This is a genomic window from Aliiroseovarius sp. YM-037 (genome assembly GCF_048060095.1).
In the GTDB taxonomy this organism is placed as follows: domain Bacteria; phylum Pseudomonadota; class Alphaproteobacteria; order Rhodobacterales; family Rhodobacteraceae; genus JBLUOA01.
Genome location: NZ_JBLUOA010000001.1, coordinates 2,042,622 through 2,065,117 on the forward strand (window position 1 = coordinate 2,042,622; position 22,496 = coordinate 2,065,117).

At 59.8% G+C, this 22,496-nt stretch carries 20 protein-coding genes and 2 tRNA genes; 14 read left to right on the top strand and 8 right to left on the bottom strand.

What is annotated here, in order from left to right; genetic code table 11:
* Window positions 1–17: 17 nt before the first annotated feature.
* The 5 genes from ACEWPJ_RS10060 to ACEWPJ_RS10080 all read right to left on the bottom strand — a co-directional run bounded on the left by ACEWPJ_RS10060 (window position 18) and on the right by ACEWPJ_RS10080 (window position 6,683).
* Window positions 18–551 carry a sarcosine oxidase subunit gamma gene (locus ACEWPJ_RS10060; RefSeq protein WP_416512874.1) on the bottom strand — a complete coding sequence of 178 codons (534 nt, stop codon included), beginning with the start codon at window positions 549–551 and terminating at the stop codon, window positions 18–20.
* A complete protein-coding gene (locus tag ACEWPJ_RS10065; protein ID WP_416512875.1) occupies window positions 544–3,477 on the bottom strand; it encodes a sarcosine oxidase subunit alpha family protein in 2,934 nt (977 codons plus the stop codon). Before ACEWPJ_RS10065 ends, ACEWPJ_RS10060 begins: the two co-directional genes overlap by 8 nt.
* On the bottom strand, window positions 3,474–3,749 hold the full coding sequence (locus ACEWPJ_RS10070) for a sarcosine oxidase subunit delta (protein ID WP_416512876.1): 276 nt from the start codon (window positions 3,747–3,749) through the stop codon (window positions 3,474–3,476). Before ACEWPJ_RS10070 ends, ACEWPJ_RS10065 begins: the two co-directional genes overlap by 4 nt.
* A 69-nt stretch (window positions 3,750–3,818) precedes the next feature.
* Entirely contained in the window at window positions 3,819–5,072 is a 1,254-nt protein-coding gene (locus ACEWPJ_RS10075; RefSeq protein WP_416512877.1) for a sarcosine oxidase subunit beta family protein, read from the bottom strand.
* 180 nt (window positions 5,073–5,252) lie between these two features.
* The gene (locus ACEWPJ_RS10080) at window positions 5,253–6,683 is read right to left on the bottom strand and encodes a Glu/Leu/Phe/Val family dehydrogenase (protein WP_416512878.1); all 1,431 of its coding nucleotides are present in this window, start codon (window positions 6,681–6,683) and stop codon (window positions 5,253–5,255) included.
* A gap of 386 nt (window positions 6,684–7,069) precedes the next feature.
* On the opposite strand from ACEWPJ_RS10080, the gene ACEWPJ_RS10085 reads away from it, so the two are divergent.
* From ACEWPJ_RS10085 to ACEWPJ_RS10095, 3 genes are read left to right on the top strand one after another with little or no spacing between them, the layout of a single operon-like run.
* Window positions 7,070–8,890 (top strand): pilus assembly protein TadG-related protein, encoded by a 1,821-nt coding sequence (locus tag ACEWPJ_RS10085; protein ID WP_416513035.1) that lies wholly within the window; start codon window positions 7,070–7,072, stop codon window positions 8,888–8,890.
* A complete protein-coding gene (locus tag ACEWPJ_RS10090) occupies window positions 8,887–9,423 on the top strand; it encodes a TadE/TadG family type IV pilus assembly protein (protein ID WP_416512879.1) in 537 nt (178 codons plus the stop codon). The genes ACEWPJ_RS10085 and ACEWPJ_RS10090 overlap by 4 nt, the downstream gene beginning before the upstream one ends.
* 5 nt (window positions 9,424–9,428) lie before the next feature.
* On the top strand, window positions 9,429–9,992 hold the full coding sequence (locus ACEWPJ_RS10095; protein WP_416512880.1) for a TadE/TadG family type IV pilus assembly protein: 564 nt from the start codon (window positions 9,429–9,431) through the stop codon (window positions 9,990–9,992).
* Window positions 9,993–9,994: 2 nt separating this feature from the next.
* On the opposite strand, the gene ACEWPJ_RS10100 is transcribed toward ACEWPJ_RS10095, so the two are convergent.
* Window positions 9,995–10,489, bottom strand: a complete 495-nt coding sequence (locus ACEWPJ_RS10100; protein WP_416512881.1) for a hypothetical protein — start codon at window positions 10,487–10,489, stop codon at window positions 9,995–9,997.
* A 61-nt stretch (window positions 10,490–10,550) separates the two neighbouring features.
* A complete protein-coding gene (locus tag ACEWPJ_RS10105) occupies window positions 10,551–11,498 on the bottom strand; it encodes an NAD(P)-dependent oxidoreductase (protein WP_416513036.1) in 948 nt (315 codons plus the stop codon).
* 176 nt (window positions 11,499–11,674) lie between these two features.
* Here ACEWPJ_RS10105 and ACEWPJ_RS10110 point away from each other — a divergent pair, with 176 nt between their 5' ends.
* Complete coding sequence (locus ACEWPJ_RS10110) at window positions 11,675–12,586, top strand: pirin family protein (protein ID WP_416512882.1); 912 nt, start codon at window positions 11,675–11,677, stop codon at window positions 12,584–12,586.
* Here ACEWPJ_RS10110 and ACEWPJ_RS10115 read toward each other — a convergent pair whose 3' ends face one another.
* Window positions 12,587–13,177 (bottom strand): TetR/AcrR family transcriptional regulator, encoded by a 591-nt coding sequence (locus tag ACEWPJ_RS10115; RefSeq protein WP_416512883.1) that lies wholly within the window; start codon window positions 13,175–13,177, stop codon window positions 12,587–12,589.
* Between the two features lie 122 nt (window positions 13,178–13,299).
* Between ACEWPJ_RS10115 and ACEWPJ_RS10120 the strand changes: the two genes are divergently transcribed.
* The 10 genes from ACEWPJ_RS10120 (at window position 13,300) to ACEWPJ_RS10165 (ending at window position 22,420) form a co-directional block, all read left to right on the top strand.
* Entirely contained in the window at window positions 13,300–13,548 is a 249-nt protein-coding gene (locus ACEWPJ_RS10120) for a hypothetical protein (protein ID WP_416512884.1), read from the top strand.
* A gap of 87 nt (window positions 13,549–13,635) precedes the next feature.
* The gene (locus ACEWPJ_RS10125) at window positions 13,636–14,922 is read left to right on the top strand and encodes a homoserine dehydrogenase (RefSeq protein ID WP_416512885.1); all 1,287 of its coding nucleotides are present in this window, start codon (window positions 13,636–13,638) and stop codon (window positions 14,920–14,922) included.
* 59 nt (window positions 14,923–14,981) lie between these two features.
* Entirely contained in the window at window positions 14,982–15,947 is a 966-nt protein-coding gene (gene glpX / locus ACEWPJ_RS10130) for a class II fructose-bisphosphatase (protein WP_416512886.1), read from the top strand.
* 12 nt (window positions 15,948–15,959) lie between these two features.
* Window positions 15,960–16,523, top strand: coding sequence for a cysteine hydrolase family protein (locus tag ACEWPJ_RS10135; RefSeq protein WP_416512887.1), 564 nt, complete (start codon window positions 15,960–15,962; stop codon window positions 16,521–16,523).
* The gene (recJ, locus tag ACEWPJ_RS10140; protein ID WP_416512888.1) at window positions 16,520–18,265 is read left to right on the top strand and encodes a single-stranded-DNA-specific exonuclease RecJ; all 1,746 of its coding nucleotides are present in this window, start codon (window positions 16,520–16,522) and stop codon (window positions 18,263–18,265) included. Before ACEWPJ_RS10135 ends, recJ begins: the two co-directional genes overlap by 4 nt.
* 96 nt (window positions 18,266–18,361) lie before the next feature.
* A tRNA-Glu gene (locus ACEWPJ_RS10145) sits at window positions 18,362–18,436 on the top strand.
* Between the two features lie 225 nt (window positions 18,437–18,661).
* Complete coding sequence (locus tag ACEWPJ_RS10150) at window positions 18,662–20,212, top strand: cryptochrome/photolyase family protein (protein WP_416512889.1); 1,551 nt, start codon at window positions 18,662–18,664, stop codon at window positions 20,210–20,212.
* 74 nt (window positions 20,213–20,286) lie between these two features.
* Window positions 20,287–21,057: an HpcH/HpaI aldolase family protein gene (locus ACEWPJ_RS10155; RefSeq protein WP_416512890.1), complete on the top strand. Its 771-nt coding sequence runs from the start codon at window positions 20,287–20,289 to the stop codon at window positions 21,055–21,057.
* Window positions 21,058–21,231: 174 nt separating this feature from the next.
* Window positions 21,232–21,308: transfer RNA gene (locus ACEWPJ_RS10160), tRNA-Met, on the top strand.
* 173 nt (window positions 21,309–21,481) lie between these two features.
* Window positions 21,482–22,420 (top strand): hypothetical protein, encoded by a 939-nt coding sequence (locus tag ACEWPJ_RS10165; RefSeq protein ID WP_416512891.1) that lies wholly within the window; start codon window positions 21,482–21,484, stop codon window positions 22,418–22,420.
* Window positions 22,421–22,496 lie beyond the last annotated feature (76 nt).

Below are 22,496 nucleotides of genomic sequence, written 5' to 3' on the forward strand. Positions count from 1 at the left end.
CCCAGCGCCTTTGTGCGCTACGGTCTGGCCGAAAGTGTCCGCATCGGACCTTCAAGATCATGCACTGCCGTCCGGGCGAAGGATCGCATGACCATAACCTCAAACGCGTGTTCATCGACCCGTGTGATCGACGCCATCATATGCTGAAGCTCGGTTCGCGCGGTGCTGCCGACCGCAAACTTGGCCAACCGAAGGTCGACCGGAACCAAACGGGCGAGGATATCTTCCGCAGCCGCGCCCTCCAGCCGCATCACCGCCCACGCGTCGGACTGATCGGTGATAGCAGCATATTTCGCAACGTCGCCCGGCACCGGAGCACCAAGCACCATCGCCACCCCCTGCCCGAACCAAATCGCCCGCGCGTTCCCCTTGCCCGTCGTCCTGTTGGGCGGCGGAATCGGCAGGCCCAGCGCTTTTCCAACTGCCTTTTCCTGCCCGTCATAGAAGGCGACCGATGTGATCCGATCCGGCTCAACCTCTGACAGGGTGCAATCGCCAATCGTGATCGGCAGCAGGCCATCGCAGGGAGTTTTTGCCGTCAACTCAGTCACGAACCTTCTCCCCGCTTGGATCGTGCATGACCGGATCGCAGACCTCGCACAGCGTTTCGACATCACGCAGGTGATCGACCATGCGCACGACCTCTCCGTGACGGGCGCGGCCGCGTTTCAGGAAACCAAGCCCCAGAAAGCAACCAAACGTGGGCGAGAACCCGACGGAGGTTATATAGCCCTGATCGTTGACCCGAACCGCCTCATCCGCCTCGTTGAACAGATGCGCGCCGGCGGTCAGTTGCTTGACCGTGCCGACTGGTTTCAGGCCGACGAGCTGCTCTCTGTCCTCCTCCACCAAACCGGGTCGGGCCGCCGCAGTCTTGCCGATACAATCCTTCTTGGCGCTGATCATCCGTTCCATGCCGATGTCGAACGCGGTCACGCGACCATGAATCTCAGCGTGGGTGATGAATCCCTTTTCGATCCGCAAAACGTTCAACGCCTCCATGCCGTAGGGGCCGCCATCCAGACCCTCGGCCCGCGCAACCAGTTCCCGAAACAGCGCGTCGCCGTAACGCGCGGGAAAAGCGATTTCGTAGGCGTGTTCGCCTGAGAACGAGATACGGAACAACCGCCCGTCAACACCCGATATCGACACCTCGCCACACGCCATGAACGGCCAGCTTTCGTTGTCGATTGGCACGTCGAGCAAACCGTTCAACAGATCCCGAGATTTCGGCCCCGCCACGGCAAACTGCGCCCATTGCTCCGTGACCGAGATCATCCGAACGTCCAATTCCGGCCGCAGGCATTGGTGCACGAATTCCAGATGCCGCATCGCCTGCCCCGCCGCCGCCGTCGTCGTCGTCATGACATAGTGGTTTTCGCCGAGCCGCGCGGTAGTTCCGTCATCCATCACATGCCCATCTTCCCTGAGCATGAGCCCATAGCGCGTGCGGCCAACCTTCAGTGTCGATAACGTGTTGATGTAGACGAAATCCAGAAACGCGGCGGTGTCCTTGCCCTGAATGTCAATCTTGCCAAGCGTGGAGACATCGCAAACCCCCACGCTGTCGCGCACCATATTAACTTCTCGGTCGCAGGACTGGCGCCAGGTCTGCTCTCCGGGTTTCGGGAAATAGCTTGGCCGATACCAAAGCCCCGCCTCGATCATCGGCGCGGCGCGTTCGATGGTTGCGTCGTGGGACGTGGTGAACCGTTCCGGCGCAAAGCCCTTCCCTCGCGCGCCCGCTCCAAGCGCCGCGATGGCGACCGGAGTATACGGCGGGCGGAATGTCGTCGTCCCGGTGTCCGGTATGGATCGCCCGGTCGCATCCGCCAAAATCGCCAGTGCGTTAACGTTCGAATTCTTGCCCTGATCCGTCGCCATGCCTTGCGTCGTATAACGCTTCATATGCTCGACAGACCGGTAATTTTCCCGCGCCGCCTGCGCGACATCCTTGGTCGTCACGTCGTTCTGAAAATCAAGCCACGCCCGCCCCTTCGCCGATACCTGCCAAAGCGGAGAGATTGCGTAGCGGCTGTCCTCCGCCACAGGCGGCTTCGCTGGCGGAGCGTTAAATCCCAGATCGCCAACCGCCTCCGCCGCACATTTCGCGCCAGAGGCTAGCGCCTCTGCCGTGGTGAATACACCTGCCGCCGCGCCCGCGACGGTCAGCCCCGGCACATTGCCCGGCGTCGGAACAAACGCGCTGATCGTGTCATCCCATGTCGGTCGCCCGCCCATGTGGCACGTCAGATGAACCGAGGGGTTCCAGCCGCCCGACACGGCGAGGCAATCCGCGGCGATGGTCTGCGTGCCAGACCCGGTGCGCACGGAAACCTCCCGCAGCCCCAACCGCCCCTTCGTGCCGACAACCTCGGCCCCGGTCAGCACAGGGTAATCCGCTGATATATCGGCGTCTGCGCGGCTGTCGATCAGCGCCGCAACCTCAACCCCCGCAGCAACCAAATCGCGGGCAGTCCGATGCGCGTCGTCGTTGTTGCCAAACACCGCCACACGCTGCCCCGGCGCGACGCCCCATCGGTTGAGGTAGGCCCGAACCGCCCCGGCGAGCATAACTCCCGGTCGGTCGTTCATTGGAAACGCAATCGGACGTTCCAAAGCACCGGCACAGAGCACCGTGCGCTTCGCCACGATCCGCCAAAAACACTCCGTCGACGCGTTGGCGTCGGGCGCTGCTATGTGGTGCGTCACGCGCTCCAGCGCGCCGTATGTTCCTTGGTCATAAGCTCCGGTCACGGTCGTGCGCCGCATGATCCGCACGTTATCCATCGCCTCAAGCTCGGCGCGGATCTCGTCAACCCAGACATGGCCCGGCTTGCCGTCGACCTCCTCCACCTCGGCAAGCAAACGCCCGCCCAGGCGGTTATCCTCCTCGGCAAGGATCACATCTGCCCCCGCTTGCGCCGCCGTCAGCACCGCCATCAATCCGGCAGGCCCGCCACCAATGACCAACAGGTCGCAAAACGCAAAGGCTTTTTCGTAAGTCTCGCTGTCTGCGACACCGGAAAGCCCGCCTAAGCCAGCAGCCCGGCGGATCACTGGTTCATACAGTTTTTCCCAAAAGGACCGCGGCCACATGAAGGTCTTGTAGTAAAACCCAGCTGACAGAAAGCGCGACAGCAAATCGTTCACCGCCAAAGCATCGAAAGAGACTGAGGGCCACGCGTTCTGGCTACGCGTCACCAACCCTGCATGAACCTCCTGCATTGTCGCGCGCACGTTCGGTGTCTGCGACGCGCCCTCGCCAACAGTCAAAAGCGCGTTTGGCTCCTCGCTCCCGGCCGTCAGGATTCCCCGAGGGCGATGATATTTGAAACTGCGCCCGACAAGCTTGATGTCATTGGCAAGCAGCGCCGAAGCCACCGTGTCACCGGCAAAGCCCTGCACCTCGTGCCCGTCAAACCGGAACGGAATCGGCGCTTGACGATCCACCAATCCACGATCTGCGATCCTCATGCGCTGGTCCCTTGTTTCAGATCCCGCGCCAAGACGCTCGACAGAACCTCATGCGTGACCGTGTTGCGCGTGACAACAACCCAAGCCGAACAGCCCGCCTCATGATACCAAAGATCCTTTGTCACGCCCGCCGGGTTTTCACGATTGTGGATGTAGTCATCCCACGCCACGTCGCCTGCATCCGGCGCGGGCCGATCCAAGGCGATTGCATCCCCGACATAGTAAAATTCGCGCCGGTCCCGCTCACCGCATATCGGACAGGTGATCCTCATTGCGCCACCCCGGCAAAACCGCTTTCCGCAAATATCCTCGCCGAAGGCATCCGACCCTCTCCGAAAATGCTAATGCAGATTGTGTTGCGCACCGGTGCCCTCCTCATCCATCAGGCCGCGCCCGGTGCGGAACCGATCCAACCGATACCCGGCCGCCGGTTCGTGGTGAAGTCCGGTCGCCATCAGATGCGCAAAGCTGAAACCGGACCCCGGCACCGCCTTGAACCCGCCGTAGCACCAACCGCAATCGATAAACAGACCGTCGGTATCGGTCTTGTCGATGATGGGCGATCCGTCCGGCGTCATGTCCATGATCCCGCCCCAGCTTCGCAAGACCTTCGCCTTGCCGATCATCGGCATCAGCGCCATCCCGGCTTCCATCACATGCTCGACCATCGGTAAGTTCCCGCGTTGGGCGTAAGACGCGTAAAAATCGAGATCCCCGCCAAACACCAAACCGCCTTTATCTGACTGGCTGATATAGAAGTGGCCCATGCCAAAGCTGACGACGTGGTCGATGCAGGGCTTCAACCCTTCGGTCACAAAGGCTTGCAAAACATGGGATTCAATTGGCAGCCGCATCCCAGCCATCGCAGCGACCTGACCGGACCGACCGGCGACAACGATGCCGACCTTTTTCGCGCGGATCGCGCCGCGCGTCGTCTGAACCCCAGTCACACGTCCGTTTTCAATGTCGATCCCGGTCACTTCGCAGTTCTGGATGATATCAACGCCGCGCTGGTCAGCTCCGCGAGCGTAGCCCCATGCGACCGCGTCATGGCGTGCCGTTCCACCACGCCTGTGCAGCAGCCCGCCATAAACCGGAAACCGGGCGTTGTCGAAATCAAGGTAAGGAAGATGCTCACGCACGCCATCGCGATCCAGCAGCTCCGCATCATCCCCCTGATTGACCATCGCGTTGCCGCGCCGGGCAAACGCGTCGCGCTGGCCATCCGAATGGAACAGGTTGATCAGTCCGCGCTGACTGTGCATCGCATTGAAGTTGAGGTCGGCCTCCATCCCTTCCCAAAGCTTCAGGGAATGCGAATAGAATTCGGAGTTGCCAGGCAGAAAGTAATTGGCGCGGACAATCGTGGTATTCCGGCCAACATTACCGCCCCCGATATAGCCTTTTTCAAGAACCGCGATATTGGTTATGCCGTGGTTCTTCGCCAGATAGTAGGCCGTGGAAAGGCCGTGCCCTCCGCCACCAATGATAACGGCATCGTATTCGGATTTCGGCTCCGGGCTGCGCCAATGAGGGGTCCAACCGGCGTTTCCGGTCAAACCTTGTTTCAGAACCTGCCACGCGGAAAAGCGCATGATCCTCCCTAACCGATCAGCCACAGTCCTACTTTGATACTGGCAATATGACCAACCGGATCATGCCTTCCCCATCGCTGCGCGACAAGAAGTTGTCACTTCGCGACTGGGTTTGTCGGTTCTGGATGGATCGCGCCCGACAACTGCGGGCACGATCCAAACTTTGTGATCTTTGCGGTCCTACAGACCCTTCGCCCGATAGCTTGCCGCGACCTTGCCAATCGACACGAGGTAGGCCGCCGTGCGCAGATCGTCGACATCCTTGCGGGAGTGCCAAACTTCTCGCATCGATTGGTAAGCGATCCGCATCGTGTCATCGAGGCCGGAGCGTACCAGTTCAAGCTCATCCGCGCCCCGCAGGTATTTGTCCTTGAACTGCGGCGTCATCGACCACGCATCGCCAAGGTAGCGGTCGAGCCGCTCAAGCTCATCCACAACCAGTTGGTGTCGCGCCTCTTCCTGCCGCCGCTGCATCCGGCCAAAGCGGATGTGGCTTAGGTTTTTGACCCACTCGAAATAAGACACCGTCACACCGCCCGCGTTGGCATACATGTCGGGAATGATAACCGTGCCCTTCTGGCGCAGAATGTCATCGGCACCCGCCGTCACCGGGCCGTTCGCAGCCTCGATAATCAACGGCGCCTTGATGCGCTTGGCGTTGGACATATTGATCACGCCCTCAAGCGCCGCTGGGATCAGGATATCGCAATCCTCCTCCAGCACAGTCGCGCCGTCGGCGTGGTGTGAGGCATCGGGATAGCCCGTCACCCCATCGTGTTTCATGATCCAAGCGCGGACAGCATCGACATCCAGCCCGTCGGGGTTGAACAAAGCGCCGTCTCGTTCGATGATTCCCGTGATGATCGCATCGTCTTCCTGCGACAGGAACTTGGCCGCGTGGAAACCCACGTTACCCAGACCCTGAACGATCACCCGCTTGCCTTCCAGCGTGCCTTTCAGCCCCGCCGCCTTGATGTCTTCCGGATGGCGGAAGAATTCTTGCAGCGCATACTGAACGCCGCGCCCGGTCGCCTCGACCCGGCCAGCGATGCCGCCAGCGTTTTGCGGTTTACCCGTGACACAAGCGACAGCATTGATGTCAGTCGTGTTCATCCGCTTGTATTGGTCAGCGATCCACGCCATCTCACGCTCGCCCGTACCCATGTCGGGGGCGGGGACGTTTTGGCTGGGATGGATCAAATCGCGCTTCGCCAATTCATAGGCGAACCGTCGGGTAATAAGTTCCAACTCGTGTTCTTCGTATTCGCGTGGATCAATCCGCAAGCCACCTTTCGACCCGCCAAAGGGTGCTTCGACCAGTGCGCACTTGTAGGTCATCAGCGCGGCAAGCGCTTCGACCTCATCCTGATTGACGCCCATGGCATAGCGGATACCGCCTTTGACCGGCTCCATATGTTCGGAGTGAACGGACCGATACCCGGTGAAGGTATGGATCTGTCCGCGAAGGCGGACACCGAACCGGACGGTGTAAGTCGCGTTACAGACCCGTATCTTTTCCTCAAGCCCCGGCGGGAGGTCCATAAGCGCAACCGCTCGGTTGAACATCAGATCGACTGACTCTCGGAAACTCGGCTCTTTGAGATTTGTCATTCTTTTCCTCCAAACCTGGGCTTAGGGAATCGCCCCTGCCCCTTACACCTGCTGCGACACTAAGACGTTTTGCCGCGCGCATCCCAGCGGAAATCCTCAAAGGAATCACTTTCGGGGCATATTTGGGTCAGCATTCGCGCCCTAAAGACTGCGCCGAATTGATGCCAATTCCGTCAATTTGGGGGCTTTGTCTCCGGTAATTGAACAGTGATTCAGAGGCTCATCGTCAAAACCCCGATTTTTACGTTGAATTTACCAGTTACAACAGATCGTTGCCCAATTTTGGCCACATCTCTGAAGCTACATGGCTTGGCGCACGTTATAGTCGTGTGTGTGGGGGCATGGCTTAGGCCGTGTCATGAAAGGGTTAGGAAATGGTTTTTCGAATGGGTCCGATTTCCGGAACAGAAGGCGAGTGTGCCGAAAAGACCGGACGTATATCCATTATTCGTCGGGCCAAGCAATTTAAGCAAGACGAGCGCGGGTCACTGACCGTTTTTGCGCTCTTTATGTTTGTCCTCATGCTGATGATCACGGGCATGGCCATCGACCTGATGCGCTATGAAGCCACCCGGACGACGCTTCAGAACACCGTCGACCGCGCAATTCTTGCGGCGGCCGACCTCGACAACGATCTTGACCCGCAGAGTGTTGTTGAAGACTACTTCGCGAAAGCGGGGATGTCGGACTTTCTGGTCGCCGTTAACGTGCAGGAGGCGTTGAACTACCGTTCCGTCACTGCAGACACCCGTGCAAGCATTCCGACATTGTTCATGTCATTCAATCCACCCAACCAGCCGCCCGCCGATCACCCCGATCGCCGCCGGATGAAATACTGGCTGGACAACATGGGCCGCAACAACCTGGTCGCCGCTGCCGGTGGCACCGCGGTTGAACAATACCAGGATATCGAAATTTCCATGGTTCTCGACGTGTCGGGTTCCATGAACAGCAGCAGCCGCATTCAGAACCTGAAAGTCGCAGCGAAAGAGTTTGTTGACGCGGTCACCACCAAGGAACCGCTGGACCCGAGCCTGACAACGGTAAATATCATCCCCTACAACGCGACGGTCAGCCTTGGCCCGCGTCTGGGTGCCGAATACAATCTGGTCAATTCGCACTTCGCGCCCACCAGCGACGGCCTCTATTCACACTGCCCGCGCTTCCCGTCGAGTGCGTTTGACGAACTCGCGATCTCTCCGACAACGCCGCTCGACCTCGTGACGCACTTTGAATATGGCAGCGGCAGCTCCAAGCCGATCAATAGGCCTTGGTGCCCAACCGTGGCGTATCGCGGAAACGAAATCATCGTTGGGTCGAACAATGTATCTTACCTGCAAGGCAAGATCGACGATCTGGACGCATATGGTAACACCGCCATCGACATGGGCATGAAATGGGGCGCTGCACTGCTCGACCCGTCCGCGCGCCCGGTCTTCAATAATATGATGGCAACCGGTGATATGCCCGCAATCTCTTTTGGTCGTCCGCAAGTCTACGGCGAAGGCCTGAAGGTTGTTGTGGTGATGTCCGATGGTGCGAATACAACGGAATACGATGTCGACAGTGACCACTATCGTAATGGCTGGTCGAACATCTGGGTAAAACGCCAATATGTCGGTCAGCCGCTTCACGAGGCCTACAACAACAACAAAAACCGGTTCTCGATCCGTTATGATGGTGGCAACACCGACACCCAGCGGGACGACTCCTTCTTCCGCCTGAATGTCGGTTGGAGCGACCGCGAACTGACCCACCCCTACGGCTATGATGAGTATGACGATGTGATCGTCGACGAAAATGGCCTTGAGGTGATCCCGCCCGAAAGCACCGACACCGTAACACGCGTGCGTTGGTCCGAAATCTACGCGACCTTCGAATACAAAAGAATCGACAGCTATCTGATGTATGAAGCTTACGACCGCGGTTACATCAGCTACAACGAGTATAAGGGGCCCGAATGGGCAGTCGATCCGATCGTCAATAGTAGTCAGGCAGACTCTCGCCTTTCGACGATCTGCGCGAAGACCCGCAACACCGGTATTCTGGTTTACGCGATTGCCTTCGAAGCCCCATCAGGGGGTCAGGCCGCCCTGCTCGACTGCGCATCCTCTCCATCGCATTACTTTGATGTTCAGGGCACCGACATATCGGATGCGTTCGCGGCAATCGCGGCAGAGATCACATCGCTGAGGTTGACCCAATGACAAGTCTAAAGCGCCTACTACAGCGGCTTCGGTCCGACGTTCGGGGGAACGCCACTCTAGAATTCGTGATGATGTTCCCGATCTTCATCATCGTCTTCCTGTCGGCCTTTGAGGGCGGGATCATGATGACCCGGCACGTCATGCTGGAGCGGTCTTTGGACCTCGCCGTGCGCGACCTTCGTCTCGGCACATGGAATCCGCCAACGCATCAGGAACTGAAAGACACGGTATGTAGCAAGGCGCTTGTCATCCCAGATTGCGGCAACGCGGTGCTGTTGGAACTGCGCCCGGTCAGCACCGTGACCTGGCAACCCTTGCAAGGTGGCGCGACGTGCGTCGACCGTGACGAAGTCATTCAACCGGTAACAACCTTTGTATCCGGCGGCAGCAGCGAAATGATGCTGGTGCGGGCCTGCGCCGTGTTTGACCCGGTCTTTATTTCAACCGGCATTGGCCTTCGCCTGCCCTCAGTCGACGACAGGGGCGGCTATGCGCTGGTCTCAACCTCTGCCTTCGTCAACGAACCGTCGTGAGTATCATGCTGAAACAGTATATCAAAATCCGCATTCAAGAGTTCATTGAGGACAGCCGCGCGAGCGTGACGCTAGAAGCGTTGCTGATGTTCCCGCTGCTGATCTGGGCCTATGTCTCAACCTTCGTTTTCTTCGACGCTTTCCGCACGAAGAACGCGAATATGAAGGCCGCCTACACGATTTCAGATATGCTGTCGCGCCAGACCAACCCGGTCAACCAAGCCTATCTGGACGGGTTGAACGAAGTTTACGACTTCCTCGCCTCCTCCCCCCACCCGACTTGGATCAGGGTGTCCGTCGTGACGTGGGACGAAGACGATGTGCAGTTTGAGGTCGAGTGGTCAGAATCCACAAAAAGCCAGGAAGCATGGACAACGGAATCGCTGGACGCAATCGTGCCGCGTATCCCGGCCATGTCACATGCTGATACGGTCATCATCGTGGAAACGCACATGACGTATGAACCGATGTTCCGTCTGGGCCTGCGGACGCTGGACTTTGACAATTTCGTTGTCACAAGCCCGCGCTTTGCACCCCGCCTTTGCTGGGACACCTGCGTAGAGGCGTAGCGCTATCCGCGCTGCGCCAACATCACCGTAATAATCTCGGCCATCGACTTTGCTTCGCCTGCGGGGGTGACGCCCCCTACCCCGATGCGATTGCCGATCCGCCACCAGACCCCCGGCGCCCAAGCGCGATCCATGGAGGTCGCCGTTTTCAGCATGAAGCCGTTTGATGGTTTGATTGCGAATACGCCTCGATCAATGCTGACGATATCCTCGACCCTTACCAGCAACCGCCCATTGCTGTCGCGCAGATCGTCTTTGGTCAGGATCAGCGATTTCAACGTCGCACGGCGAAGCAGGTCGGCAAACCAAATGACAACGCCCCCGAACAGCAAGAGCAATATGCGCCAATGAAACTCGGGCGGTGGCCGCAGGAATGCAATCAGGATCACCAGAACGCCGAGCGATAACAATATGCACAACGTAACGATCCGCCGTGGCTGTGACGGACGTATCCTCGCGAGGATGTCGGGGCCGGCGGCGTCTGATGTATCGGTCACGCAGAATCCAATTCGCTTGCAGTTGCCGACCCATACAGCCTGCCCCGCAAAAGGTCGAGCGTCAGACGATCACCTCAGCCCCGATCTCCTCCGGCTCATCATCCGTCATCTCAGCCGGAAAGCCCAGCGCGCGGATATCGAGGCCGGTCGCATCCTCAAGCCTGCGGATGATGTTCGGCGACAGTTCCCTCGGGCCATAGCGTGCGATGCCGTCCTGAAAAACTTCAATCATTTTCGGGTTAAGGTCGAGAGCGACCCCTGCCCTGTCAGCGACCTGTTGAAACAACCCGATATCCTTCGCGACAAGATCCATCGTGAAGGAAATATCGCGTGATCCGTTCAGGATGACCTGGCTTTCGGTTTCATGGACGAAGGAATTGCCAGAGGATATTCGGATCGCCTCGTAACTCGTCTTGAGGTCCATCCCGGCGGCCGCGGCGACCGTCAACGCTTCGGAACACGCGATGAGGTTGGCAGTGGCAAGGTAGTTGGTGATGACCTTCAACACCGACGCAGACCCAAGCGGCCCGGTGTGAAGGATGCGCCGCCCCATTTTGGTCAGCAAGGGCAGAACCTGTTCAAAGGCGTCCCGCTCACACCCCGCGAAGATCGAGATATTCCCCGTCGCCGCCCGGTGACAGCCGCCGGACACCGGGCAATCAGCGGCCAGCCCGCCCTTTGCCTGAACCATCGCGCCGAGGCGTTCGACCTCTGCCGCGTCGGTTGTCGACATCTCCATCCAGATTTTGCGGGGCGTGAGGGTGCTAAGCAGACCACCCTCGCCTTCGACAACGGCGGCGGAGGTTGCGGGGCTTGGCAAGCAAGTGATGACCACATCGCAGGAGTCCATCATCTTTGCCGGGCTTTCGCCATCCGTCGCGCCCTGTTCAACAAACCCATCGACAAGTGACTGATCGAGATCGTGAACGCTAAGCTTCACACCATTGCGCAACAGACTGCCGGACAGCTTCGCGCCGACATTCCCCAAACCAATAAACCCAACCGACAATTCCGCTGCCATCATTCACGCTCCCAATGTTTTCAGGACCGTAGCGGTGGCGGACCGCGCCGTCGGGTCCGAATGCGACATAGATCAGCGCTGCACACGACCACACACAGTGTGCGCTGCTGCACTTTGACTTGGGCGACCTTCGACTTATGTTCAAATTTGAAAGGGGATCACCCATGTCTATTCGTCCAGTGACCAACACCACCCTCGCCCGCCCGACCCTTGAGGGGGCCGGAGTCAAACTTCACCGCGCCTTTGGTTTTGATAACCCAGAGGCCTTCGATCCATTTCTGCTGTTCGACGATTTCCGGGGCGATCAGCCCGCGGATTTTGAGGCTGGATTCCCATGGCATCCGCATCGCGGTATCGAAACCATCACCTATGTGCTGGAAGGGACCGTCGCGCATGGCGATAGCCTTGGCAACGAAGGCACACTTGGCGCGGGCGATGTCCAGTGGATGACCGCTGGCTCTGGCATTCTGCATCAGGAGATGCCGAAGGGGAACGCCAAGGGCCAGATGCACGGCTTCCAGCTTTGGGGCAATCTGCCGTCCAGCCAGAAAATGACCGCTCCGCGCTATCAAGATGTGACAGCCGCCGATATTCCCGAAGTCATTGATGACGATGGCACCCGCGTGCGGATTGTCGTCGGATCATTCTGGGGCAAGACCGGCCCGGTCGACGGGATCGCGGCAGAACCGCAATACCTCGATATATCCATCCCACCGGGTGTGAAAAAGACTTTCCCAATAGACACTTACCGCCATGCCTTCGCGTATGTCTTCGCCGGGGCGGCGGCCTTCGCCGATGCGTCGAAACCGCGGGGCGTTCTTTTAGAAAAAGAGGTTATGGGTCAGGAGCTTAACATCCGCGATTTGTCGGGAAACCGGACACTTGTTCAGTTCGGCACGGGCGATGAAGTCACCGTGCAGGCCGGGCCGGACGGCGTGCGGTTCCTGCTGATCTCTGGCGCGCCAATTGCCGAGCCTGTTGCATGGCACGGGCCAATCGTCATGAACACCCGCGAGGAACTGCAAACCGCGTTCAGCGACCTGCGGAACGGGACTTTCATCAAACCGGCGCATTAGCTAGGTCGTCGCGACCGCCTTGCGCACCATGTCCCAATAGACGTTTTCGACCATGTCGCGCGACAGCCGTCCGCCCTCGCGGAACCACGTGTTGACCCCCGTCAACATAGCAATCACCGCGAGGGTGGCGAGCTTTGTATCCGGTATGTCAAAGCGACCTGCCCGCTGACCGTCGCGCAGGATATCTTCCAGCATATCCTCATAGCGCCCGCGCAGCGCCTCGACCTTGGCGAAGTTCTCGTCGGTGAGGTTCCGAAGCTCCATATATGCAATGAAAACAGCGTCTGCGCGGTCGAGGTTAAAGCGGATATGGAAACGCACGAACGCCTCTAGCCGATCCTGCGCGTCGCCTTTTGGGTCCGAATCCTCCCACCCGGCAAGCAGCTCGGTCAGATGGGTTTCCATGAGATCCAGAAGCAGGGTTTGCTTATCAGGCGTGTATAGATAAAGCGCCCCGGCCTGAACGCCGACCTCGGCCGCGATCTGGCGCATCGACACGGCAGCAAACCCCTTGCGCGCAAACAACGATTGCGCCGCCGCCCGAACTTTCGGGCCTGTGATCTGTGAATGTGAACCGGTCTTGCGAGCCATAGGGTCTTCATTATATGAACGTGCGTTCATTTCAAACCCAAACCGCGCCGACCGCCCGAAACCTCGCTTGTTTTGCGCGCTGGTGCTGACGTAAGGTGCGCAGGTCTGAACCGGAGCCGTGAATGAAACACACCCTTGTCGCCTGTCTGGGAATATTGCTGATCGCCGGTTGTTCGGATTTTCCCGAAGTCGGCAGCGACCGGTCCGCACAAGCGGATGCTGCAGACTACCCAACATTGCTGCCAATCGACACGTTGCTGGCGCATGGCGACGGGGCCGAAGACTCCGAGGCGGAGATTGATATTCTAAGGGCACGGGCCGCCCGTCTGCGCGCCCGCGCGGCGGCGTTGCGGGGGACGGCGATCAACTAGCCCCGCATGGGATGCTGCTACAGATTGAACCTTCGCAGGAATCCCGCTAACAGACCCAAAACCTTCCAATAAAGACGGAGACTTCTCATGCCCGAACCCTTGCGCCTTGGCATTGCAGGTCTGGGCACCGTTGGTGTCGGGGTCATCAAGATCGTGCGACAAAAGGCAAACGTGCTTGCCGCGCGCACTGGTCGCCCGGTTGAAATCGTCGCAGTGTCCGCGCGCAACCGCGACAAGGACCGGGGCGTCAGCCTTTCTGGATATGATTGGGAAGACGATCCCGTCGCGCTGGCAAAGCGCGACGATATCGACGTGTTCGTCGAACTTATGGGCGGCAGCGACGGCCCGGCCAAGGCGTCTTGCGAGGCTGCGCTGGCTGCAGGCAAGGACGTCGTGACCGCCAACAAGGCGATGCTTGCGCTGCATGGACAGGAACTTGCCGAAGACGCCGAAGCCAACGGCCGTGTCGTCCGGTTTGAGGCTGCGGTCGCAGGCGGTATCCCCGTCGTAAAGGCGCTGACCGAAGGGCTGGCAGGCAACGACATCACCCGAGTGATGGGCGTGATGAACGGCACCTGCAACTACATCCTCACCCGGATGGAGGGCGCTGGCCTGCCCTATAAAGAGGTGTTTGAGGAGGCGAACAGCCTCGGCTACCTCGAAGCGGACCCGACGCTTGATGTCGGCGGGATCGACGCGGGGCACAAGCTCGCCCTGCTCGCTTCAATCGCATACGGCACCAAGGTCTGCTTTGATGCGATTGAGCTTGAGGGCATCGAACGCATTTCAATCGAAGATATCGAGCATGCTGCCGATATGGGGTATCGGATCAAACTGCTAGGCGTTGCGCAGATGACGGGCCGCGGGTTGGAGCAACGGATGTCCCCCTGCCTCGTGCCCGCCGATTCACCGCTCGGTCAGTTGGAAGGCGCGACGAACATGGTCATTCTGGAGGGCGACGCGGTCGGCCAGATTGTCTTGCGCGGCGCGGGCGCTGGCGAAGGCCCGACTGCCAGCGCCGTCATGTCCGACATCATCGACATTGCACGCGGCACCCGGTTGACGACATTCGGCCAGCCCGCCACCACGCTGGAACCGGCCCGCGCCGCGAAATCCACGGCCCCCGCCCCCTACTACCTGCGGTTGGAGCTGCAAGATAAGCCCGGCGCACTGGCCAAAGTGTCGAGCGTTCTGGGCGAAGCGGGCGTGTCAATCGACCGGATGCGGCAGAACGAACACTCCGCCGAAACCGCGCCGGTTCTGATCGTGACGCACAAAGTGACCCGGTCTGCGCTGGATGCCGCACTGTCCGGGCTGGGCGGAACAGGGGTTCTTGCGCAAGACCCTGTAGCGATCCGCATCGAAACTGTCTAACCTACCCCTACGCCACCGGCGCCCGTCGGATGGCAGAACCTTTGAAACAGGATTTTCGCATGGTCTCTGAGGTCGAATTTCACGATCGCATGTTGTCGCTGGGCCTCGCCCGCGTTTCCGAAGCCGCCGCTTTGGCATCCGCCCGTCTGATTGGCCGGGGGGATGAAAAAGCCGCCGACCAAGCCGCTGTCGACGCGATGCGCACGCAGCTTAACCTGCTCGACATAAACGGCGTGGTCGTGATCGGCGAAGGTGAACGTGACGAAGCCCCGATGCTGTTCATCGGTGAAGAGGTCGGCACCGGCAACGGCCCCGGCGTTGACATCGCGCTTGACCCGCTGGAAGGCACGACGCTGACCGCGAAAGACATGCCGAACGCGCTGGCGGTGATCGCGATGGGACCGCGTGGTTCCATGCTCCACGCGCCGGACGTTTACATGGATAAGCTCGCGATTGGCCCCGGCTATCCCGAGGGGATCGTGACGCTCGACATGCCGCCAGCAACAAGGGTGTCCGCTCTGGCAACCGCTAAGGGATGTGAGCCGGACAATATCACCGTCTGTATCCTTGAGCGCCCGCGCCATGAGGATCTGATCGCCGAGGTCCGCTCCACCGGGGCTGCGATCCGCCTGATTACTGACGGTGACGTCGCGGGCGTGATGCACTGTGCCGAGGCTGAAACGACCGGGATCGATATGTATATGGGATCAGGTGGCGCACCCGAAGGCGTGCTGGCCGCTGCTGCGTTGAAATGTATGGGCGGGCAGATTTTCGGCCGCCTGCTGTTCCGCAACAACGACGAAAAGGCCCGCGCCGCCAAGGCCGGGATCGAAGACCTCGACCGGATTTACAACCGCGATGACATGGTCACGCAGGACGTTATCTTTGCCGCAACCGGCGTGACCGATGGATCGCTCGTGCCGGGTATCAAGCGCGAGGTCGGGTATCTGACCGCCGAAACTGTGCTGATGCGGTCCAAGACCGGCTCTGTCCGGCGGATGTCTTACCGGAACCCGACCAGCTAAAAGGGGCGACACATGGCAGCGGTGCTTCTTCTGGTCGATATCCAGAAAGGCCTCGACGACCCGAAATTCGGCGCGCGCAACAATCCCGACGCCGAACAAAAGGCGGGCGCGCTGCTGGCCCATTGGCGCGCGGCGAACGCCCCCGTCATCCACGTGCAACACATGAGTGCGGAGCCTGACAGCCCCCTGCGCCCCGGCCTGCCCGGCAACGCGCTGAAGCCAGAGGTCGCGCCCGGCGCCGGGGAAACCGTGATCCGTAAGGACGTGAACTCCGCCTTCATCGGAACGGATTTGCTGAACCGGCTGCGGGACATGGATGCGACCGATCTGGTGATTTGCGGACTGACCACGCCGCATTGCGTGTCAACAACCGCACGGATGGCGGCAAACCTCGGGTTTAACGTCGAACTTGCCGAAGATGCCTGCGCCGCCTTTGCGGCCAGCGCGGATATGTCGTGGAAACCGGGTGCTGACGCCCCATCCCCCGAAATGATCCACGACCTTGCCGTCGCGCATATCAGCGGAGAGTTTGTGACCGTCGTGTCAACCGAAACGCTGCTGGGCCGTCTGCCGTGAGCGCATTCCTTGGTGTCGAGCAATCCTTGACCGGGCGGCGTTGGGTCGGCCCGACGATTGAGGCCGAACGCCTCGCCGAAGCGATGGAACAGGCGACGGGGCTGCCCGGCGCGCTGTGCCGCACGCTCGTCCGGCGCGGGGTTGAACCGCAGGAGGCCAAAGCGTTCCTTGAACCGCAGCTTCGCGACCTGCTGCCCGATCCCCGTAGCCTGAAAGACATGGATCACGCCGCCGAACGGTTCCTGAAAGCCGTCGCCAATCAGGAACGGATCGCGATTTTCGCCGACTATGACGTCGATGGCGGAACCTCTGCCGCGCTGCTGATCGACTGGCTGCGGCAAAAAGGGCAGCAGGCGACGCTCTATATTCCCGACCGGATTGATGAAGGCTACGGCCCGAATGAACCGGCGATGGAAGCGCTTTCCAAGGATCACGACCTGATCGTCTGCGTGGATTGCGGAACGCTGTCGCACGATCCGATCGCGGCGGCAAAGGGGGCCGACGTTATCGTGCTCGACCACCACCTTGGCGGCGAAACGCTGCCCCCGGCGCTCGCCGTCGTGAACCCCAACCGGCAGGACGAGGACGGAACGCTCGGCCATCTGTGCGCCGCCGGCGTCGTGTTCCTGATGCTGGTCGAGGCGGGCCGCCAGCTTCGCGAGGCGGGCGACAAAGGGCCGGACCTTCTGGCCATGCTCGACCTCGTCGCGCTTGGCACCGTTGCGGATGTCGCCCCGCTGATCGGCGTCAACCGGGCGCTGGTGCGCCAGGGGCTGAAGGTGATGGCGCAACGAAACCGCCCCGGGCTTGTCGCCCTGTCAGACGTTGCGCGGATGGATAGCAAACCGAACAGCTATCACCTTGGTTTTTTGCTTGGCCCAAGGGTCAATGCCGGGGGGCGGATCGGACAGGCCGATCTTGGTGCGCGGCTGCTTGCCACGAATGACACGAATGAGGCGCAAGCGCTGGCCCAGCGGTTGGATGATCTGAACACCGAGCGGCGCGACGTCGAAGCCGCCGTGCGCGACGCCGCCCTAGCCCAAGCCGAAGAACGCGGGCTTGACGCCCCGCTGGTCTGGGCCGCTGGCGAAGGCTGGCATCCCGGCGTCGTCGGTATCGTCGCAAGCCGTCTGAAGGAGGCGACGAACAGACCCGCAATCGTCATCGGCCTTGATGGGGATGAAGGCAAAGGATCGGGGCGTTCCGTCACTGGCGTCGACCTTGGCGCATCTATCCAAAAGCTCACCGCTGAAGGGCTGTTGCTTAAGGGCGGTGGGCACAAGATGGCCGCTGGCCTGACAGTCGCCCGCGACCAGCTTGACGCTGCAATGGCCCGCCTGTCTGAATTGTTGGAGCGTCAGGGTGCAGGCACTCAGGGGCCAGCCGATCTGAAACTCGACTCCGTCCTGATGCCAGGTGCCGCGACCGAAGACCTAATCGACCAAATCGAGGGTGCTGGCCCGTTTGGCGCGGGGGCCGCCGCCCCCCGCTATGTCTTTCCCGATCAGCAGATTTTCTTTGCCAAGCGGGTCGGTGACAGCCACCTCAAAATCAGTTTTGGCGACGGTCTGGGCGCGCGGATCGATGCGATTTCCTTCGGCGCGTTTGACACAGCACTCGGCCCCGCGCTTGAAAACCACGGCGGCGCGCGCTTCCATCTTGCGGGCCGCCTTGAACTCAACCAGTTTCGCGGCCGAACGAGCGTTCAACTCCGCCTGGAAGACGCATCAAAAGCCGGCTAACCGCCGCGCGACAAATTCTGAAATCCGGCAGAAAAATTTCCAAATTTGCTCTTGTGCGACCCGACATCAGACGCTAAATACCCGCTCACCAACGGTGCTCCCTTCGTCTATCGGTTAGGACGCCAGGTTTTCAACCTGGAAAGAGGGGTTCGATTCCCCTAGGGAGTACCATTTTTCCATTCTTGAATAGTTCTGTTTGGCAGCCGCCGAAGCTTCGTTTTGGTCGGTCGATGAACCGTCCGCGTTTGGCCGACGCGATTGCTAATCGCACAGTCTATCATTTTAGTTCGTCGCTGTGGACGCGCCCTAGCCGAAGAATGGTCCGCTAACACGCCCACATCGTAGCCTCCTCATGCAAAAACAGCGCCGCAATCAGCGCTACTGCCGGAGAATTCGATGAGTGGTCAAGAACCTCAATCCACAGATCACCCGCGGATCGTTTTGATTTTGGGCGACCAACTATCCCCCGATATGCACGCGCTGAAACGTGCGGATCCGAAGACAGACATCGTTCTGATGGCGGAAGTAGCGGAAGAGGCCACCTATGTCGCCCATCACAAAAAGAAAATCGCGTTTGTTTTCTCGGCCATGCGCCATTTTGCGAAGGAGCTTGAGGCGCAGGGTTGGTCTGTCGACTACACGCAGTTTGGCGACCCCGACAACGCCGGTTCCCTGCGCGGAGAAGTGAAGCGCGCGATCACCCGACACCGTGCCAAGGGCGTCATCCTGACCGAGCCCGGCGAGTATCGGCTGAAGGCCGAGATTGACACTTGGGCGGATGAGCTTGGCGCGGATGTCGAATGCGTCGACGACACGCGCTTTATCGCCAGCCATGCAGAATTCCAAGATTGGGCGAAGGGGCGCAAGCAATTGCGGATGGAGTATTTCTATCGCGAGATACGGAAGAAAACCGGTCTTCTGATGCACCGCGATCAGCCCGAGGGCGGCAAGTGGAACTTCGACGCTGAAAACCGCAAGCCGGCCAAGGGCGACCTGTTTATGCCCCGCCCCCTGCGTATCTCGCCGGATCGTATCACGAAAGACGTGCTTGATCTGGTTGAGGCGGAGTTTCCCGATAATTTCGGCACGCTCCGCCCCTTCTGGTCCGCGGTCACTCGTGAGGGCGCTGAGAAGGCGCTCGCTACCTTCATAGACGATGCGCTGCCGTCCTTCGGGGATTACCAAGACGCAATGCTTGATGGAGAGCCGTTCCTGTATCACTCCGTCCTGTCGCTCTACATCAATACTGGCCTGCTTGATCCGCTTGAGGTTTGCCGCCGGGCAGAACGCGCCTATTACGAAGGACACGCGCCGCTCAACGCGGTTGAGGGGTTCGTCCGGCAGATCATCGGTTGGCGGGAGTATATTCGCGGCGTTTATTGGTTGAACATGCCGGGCTACACCGAAGAAAATTTCTTTGGCGCGACAACAAAGCTGCCCGCCTTCTACTGGACCGGCGACACGGATATGGCTTGCATGGCCGCCGCCATCGGCCAGACGTGCGACGAAGCATACGCCCACCATATCCAACGGCTGATGGTGACGGGAAACTTCGCCATGCTGGCCGGGGTCAATCCACATGAGGTGCATGAATGGTATCTGGCCGTCTATTTCGACGCCTACGAATGGGTCGAAGCCCCCAACGTGATCGGGATGAGCCAGTTTGCCGATGGCGGCCTGTTGGGGTCCAAGCCCTATGCTGCCAGCGGGAATTATATCAACAAGATGTCCGATTACTGCGGCAAGTGCCGGTATGATGTGAAACAAAAGACCGGCAAAACCGCCTGCCCGTTCAACCCGCTTTATTGGAATTTCCTGATCCGCAACGAAAAGAAACTGCGCGGCAATCCACGGCTGGCACAAGTCTATCGGACGTGGGACAGGATGGGCGATGACAAGAAGAACGCCTATCTTTCGAGCGCTGACGCGATCCTAAAGTCTCTTTAGACGATCTCCATTGGCTCTCTCAGGCCGGGTGTGCAAAACTACCCTCTGGGCACCGACGCAGAAGGGATCGTCCGATGAAAAACCCGACCAACCGCTTCAAGGCTGCGCTGAAGGCCGGACAGCATCAGCTGGGGATCTGGAATTCGATCAGCAGCAGCACAGTGCCAGAGCTGCTGGCCGGTGCCGGGTTCGATTGGGTCTTGGTCGATTGCGAACATGCGGCAATTGAAACGATTGAGGTTTTGCCGGCCCTTCAGGCCATCGGACAATACCCCGAAGTCTCTGCAATCGTCCGCCCCGCCGGGAATGATCCGGTGCTTTTCAAACGGTTGCTCGACCTTGGGGCGCAAACGCTGCTGGTGCCCTACATCCAATCAGCAAAGGAGGCCGAAGCCGCCGTCGCCGCGATGCGCTACAGCCCGCGTGGCATTCGCGGCATGGCAGGATCGACGCGCGCGACGCGATACGGCGCGGTAGAGGATTACTTCACCAAGGCCGAAGACGAGCTTTGCCTGATCGTACAAGTAGAAACCATCACTGGAATGGGCGAATTGGAACAGATCGCCACGACCGACGGCGTTGACGGTGTTTTCATCGGGCCGGCGGACCTCAGCGCGAGCATGGGCCTGCCCGGCCAGATCAACCATCCCGATGTTCTGGCAGAGATCGACAAAGCGCTGGCAAAACTCGCTGAATTAGACGTGCCGTCCGGCATCCTGTGGCTTGATCCGGCAGAGGCCAAGCGGTTTATCGACGCGGGCACGGCGTTCACCGCGGTTGGCGTGGATATCGCCGTCCTCGCCGATCAGGTGCGCGCACTTCGCGACCTTTTCCAGCGTTGGTGACACGGTGTCAGCCGCTCCCGCCGCGGGCCGACCGGACCTTTAGCGTTATTGCCCGAAAAACCACAGTTCGTTGAACCGATTTGTCGAACACGCAGACCGCAAGCATTCCAACCCCAAACCCCAATTTCTCACTTGACGCCCCGCCCGCCACCGCCTATTCCGACCCTCGCTTTTGGCGGAGTAGCTCAGGTGGTTAGAGCAGCGGAATCATAATCCGCGTGTCGGGGGTTCAAGTCCCTCCTCCGCTACCAAGCACCCCGAAAACGAAATCACCTATCCCCGCGGCACTCACTGTGTTGCTGCGCTGGCTGTCCCAAGAATCAGCGGACAAATGTTTCTGGACTGCGTTCAGAGTTAGGTTATTAATTCGTTAAGTTCGGCAGTTCGGGGACGCCTCTTTGGCCACAATCAATCTGGGACGCCCTTGATCCGGGTCGTTTTCCTACATCGCCCCGGCCATATAAATTCCGGCGGCAAGATCATGCGCTGCGATCAGCTTGCTGCCCTCGCCCGTGAACATGCCGGGGACGGCTATAGTTTTGAGGTTCTGGCCCCACCTCGAAAAAGGTTCGCGGTCCGTCAGCGACGGTTCGCCCGAAATCTTGACGGGGCCATCGTCATCCTTCTCAAGAACACGCTGGCGGCGTTCACTCCGCAGGCTGTCGATGTTCTGCGCAAGAGTGTGCGTGGCCTCTGCATAGATCACCTCGACGTTCCGGCCACAGAGGCGACGCTGACCCTCGCCGATGTTCACATCGCAGCGTCTTACAAGGGCGAAAAAATCCTGGCGGCGAGACTAGCCGCGCTTTCGGACAACCCCCGTGGCACCCAAGCCGTCCATCTCGCGCATCACGCCGACCCTCGTCTGAGGGCCGCGGACAAGGCACCGACATCTTTCAATATTGGCTACTTCGGAAAATTGTCGAATACGATCATGCCTGGCTCACTACAATCTGGCGTGATTATTCCCGACTATGGGAAAGACGTGGATTTTGGATCAGCTATTGAGGCAATGCAGCAATGCCCCATGCACTATGGTGTCCGAGGGCCAGTCGCGCGGCCGGGCGTCGAGTCCAAAATGGCCAAACCATTCACCAAAGGCTTCAACGCGGCGGCGGTCGGCGCAAACGTGTTGGTCAATCGACAGGTTGACGATGCCACTGACTATTTGGGCGAAGACTATCCGTTTCTGATCGAAAACACCTCAGAAGCGGCGATCAGCGACGGTATCGCCAAGGCCCGAGAGATGTTTGGCGGCCGCGAATGGGTGCGTGGACTGGATGTTATGCACGATATCCGCGCCCGCACATCGCCAGCGGCGGTGGTGCATCAGTTGAAGGATATCCTTGCGCTGTTTGGTTGAGCGTATCGTCCGTTCGAATTTCGTTCAAAAGCTACCTTGAACCCACCAACTTCTGTCTTGGCGAACGGGTGTACGG

Coding starts and splice junctions, on each gene's coding strand:
- ACEWPJ_RS10065 (WP_416512875.1), bottom strand. CDS start 3,477: ATGAGGATCGCAGATCGTGGATTGGTGGATCGTCAAGCGCCGATTCCG.
- ACEWPJ_RS10070 (WP_416512876.1), bottom strand. CDS start 3,749: ATGAGGATCACCTGTCCGATATGCGGTGAGCGGGACCGGCGCGAATTT.
- ACEWPJ_RS10075 (WP_416512877.1), bottom strand. CDS start 5,072: ATGCGCTTTTCCGCGTGGCAGGTTCTGAAACAAGGTTTGACCGGAAAC.
- ACEWPJ_RS10080 (WP_416512878.1), bottom strand. CDS start 6,683: ATGACAAATCTCAAAGAGCCGAGTTTCCGAGAGTCAGTCGATCTGATG.
- ACEWPJ_RS10085 (WP_416513035.1), top strand. CDS start 7,070: ATGGGTCCGATTTCCGGAACAGAAGGCGAGTGTGCCGAAAAGACCGGA.
- ACEWPJ_RS10090 (WP_416512879.1), top strand. CDS start 8,887: ATGACAAGTCTAAAGCGCCTACTACAGCGGCTTCGGTCCGACGTTCGG.
- ACEWPJ_RS10095 (WP_416512880.1), top strand. CDS start 9,429: ATGCTGAAACAGTATATCAAAATCCGCATTCAAGAGTTCATTGAGGAC.
- ACEWPJ_RS10110 (WP_416512882.1), top strand. CDS start 11,675: ATGTCTATTCGTCCAGTGACCAACACCACCCTCGCCCGCCCGACCCTT.
- ACEWPJ_RS10115 (WP_416512883.1), bottom strand. CDS start 13,177: ATGGCTCGCAAGACCGGTTCACATTCACAGATCACAGGCCCGAAAGTT.
- ACEWPJ_RS10120 (WP_416512884.1), top strand. CDS start 13,300: ATGAAACACACCCTTGTCGCCTGTCTGGGAATATTGCTGATCGCCGGT.
- ACEWPJ_RS10125 (WP_416512885.1), top strand. CDS start 13,636: ATGCCCGAACCCTTGCGCCTTGGCATTGCAGGTCTGGGCACCGTTGGT.
- glpX (WP_416512886.1), top strand. CDS start 14,982: ATGGTCTCTGAGGTCGAATTTCACGATCGCATGTTGTCGCTGGGCCTC.
- ACEWPJ_RS10135 (WP_416512887.1), top strand. CDS start 15,960: ATGGCAGCGGTGCTTCTTCTGGTCGATATCCAGAAAGGCCTCGACGAC.
- ACEWPJ_RS10150 (WP_416512889.1), top strand. CDS start 18,662: ATGAGTGGTCAAGAACCTCAATCCACAGATCACCCGCGGATCGTTTTG.
- ACEWPJ_RS10155 (WP_416512890.1), top strand. CDS start 20,287: ATGAAAAACCCGACCAACCGCTTCAAGGCTGCGCTGAAGGCCGGACAG.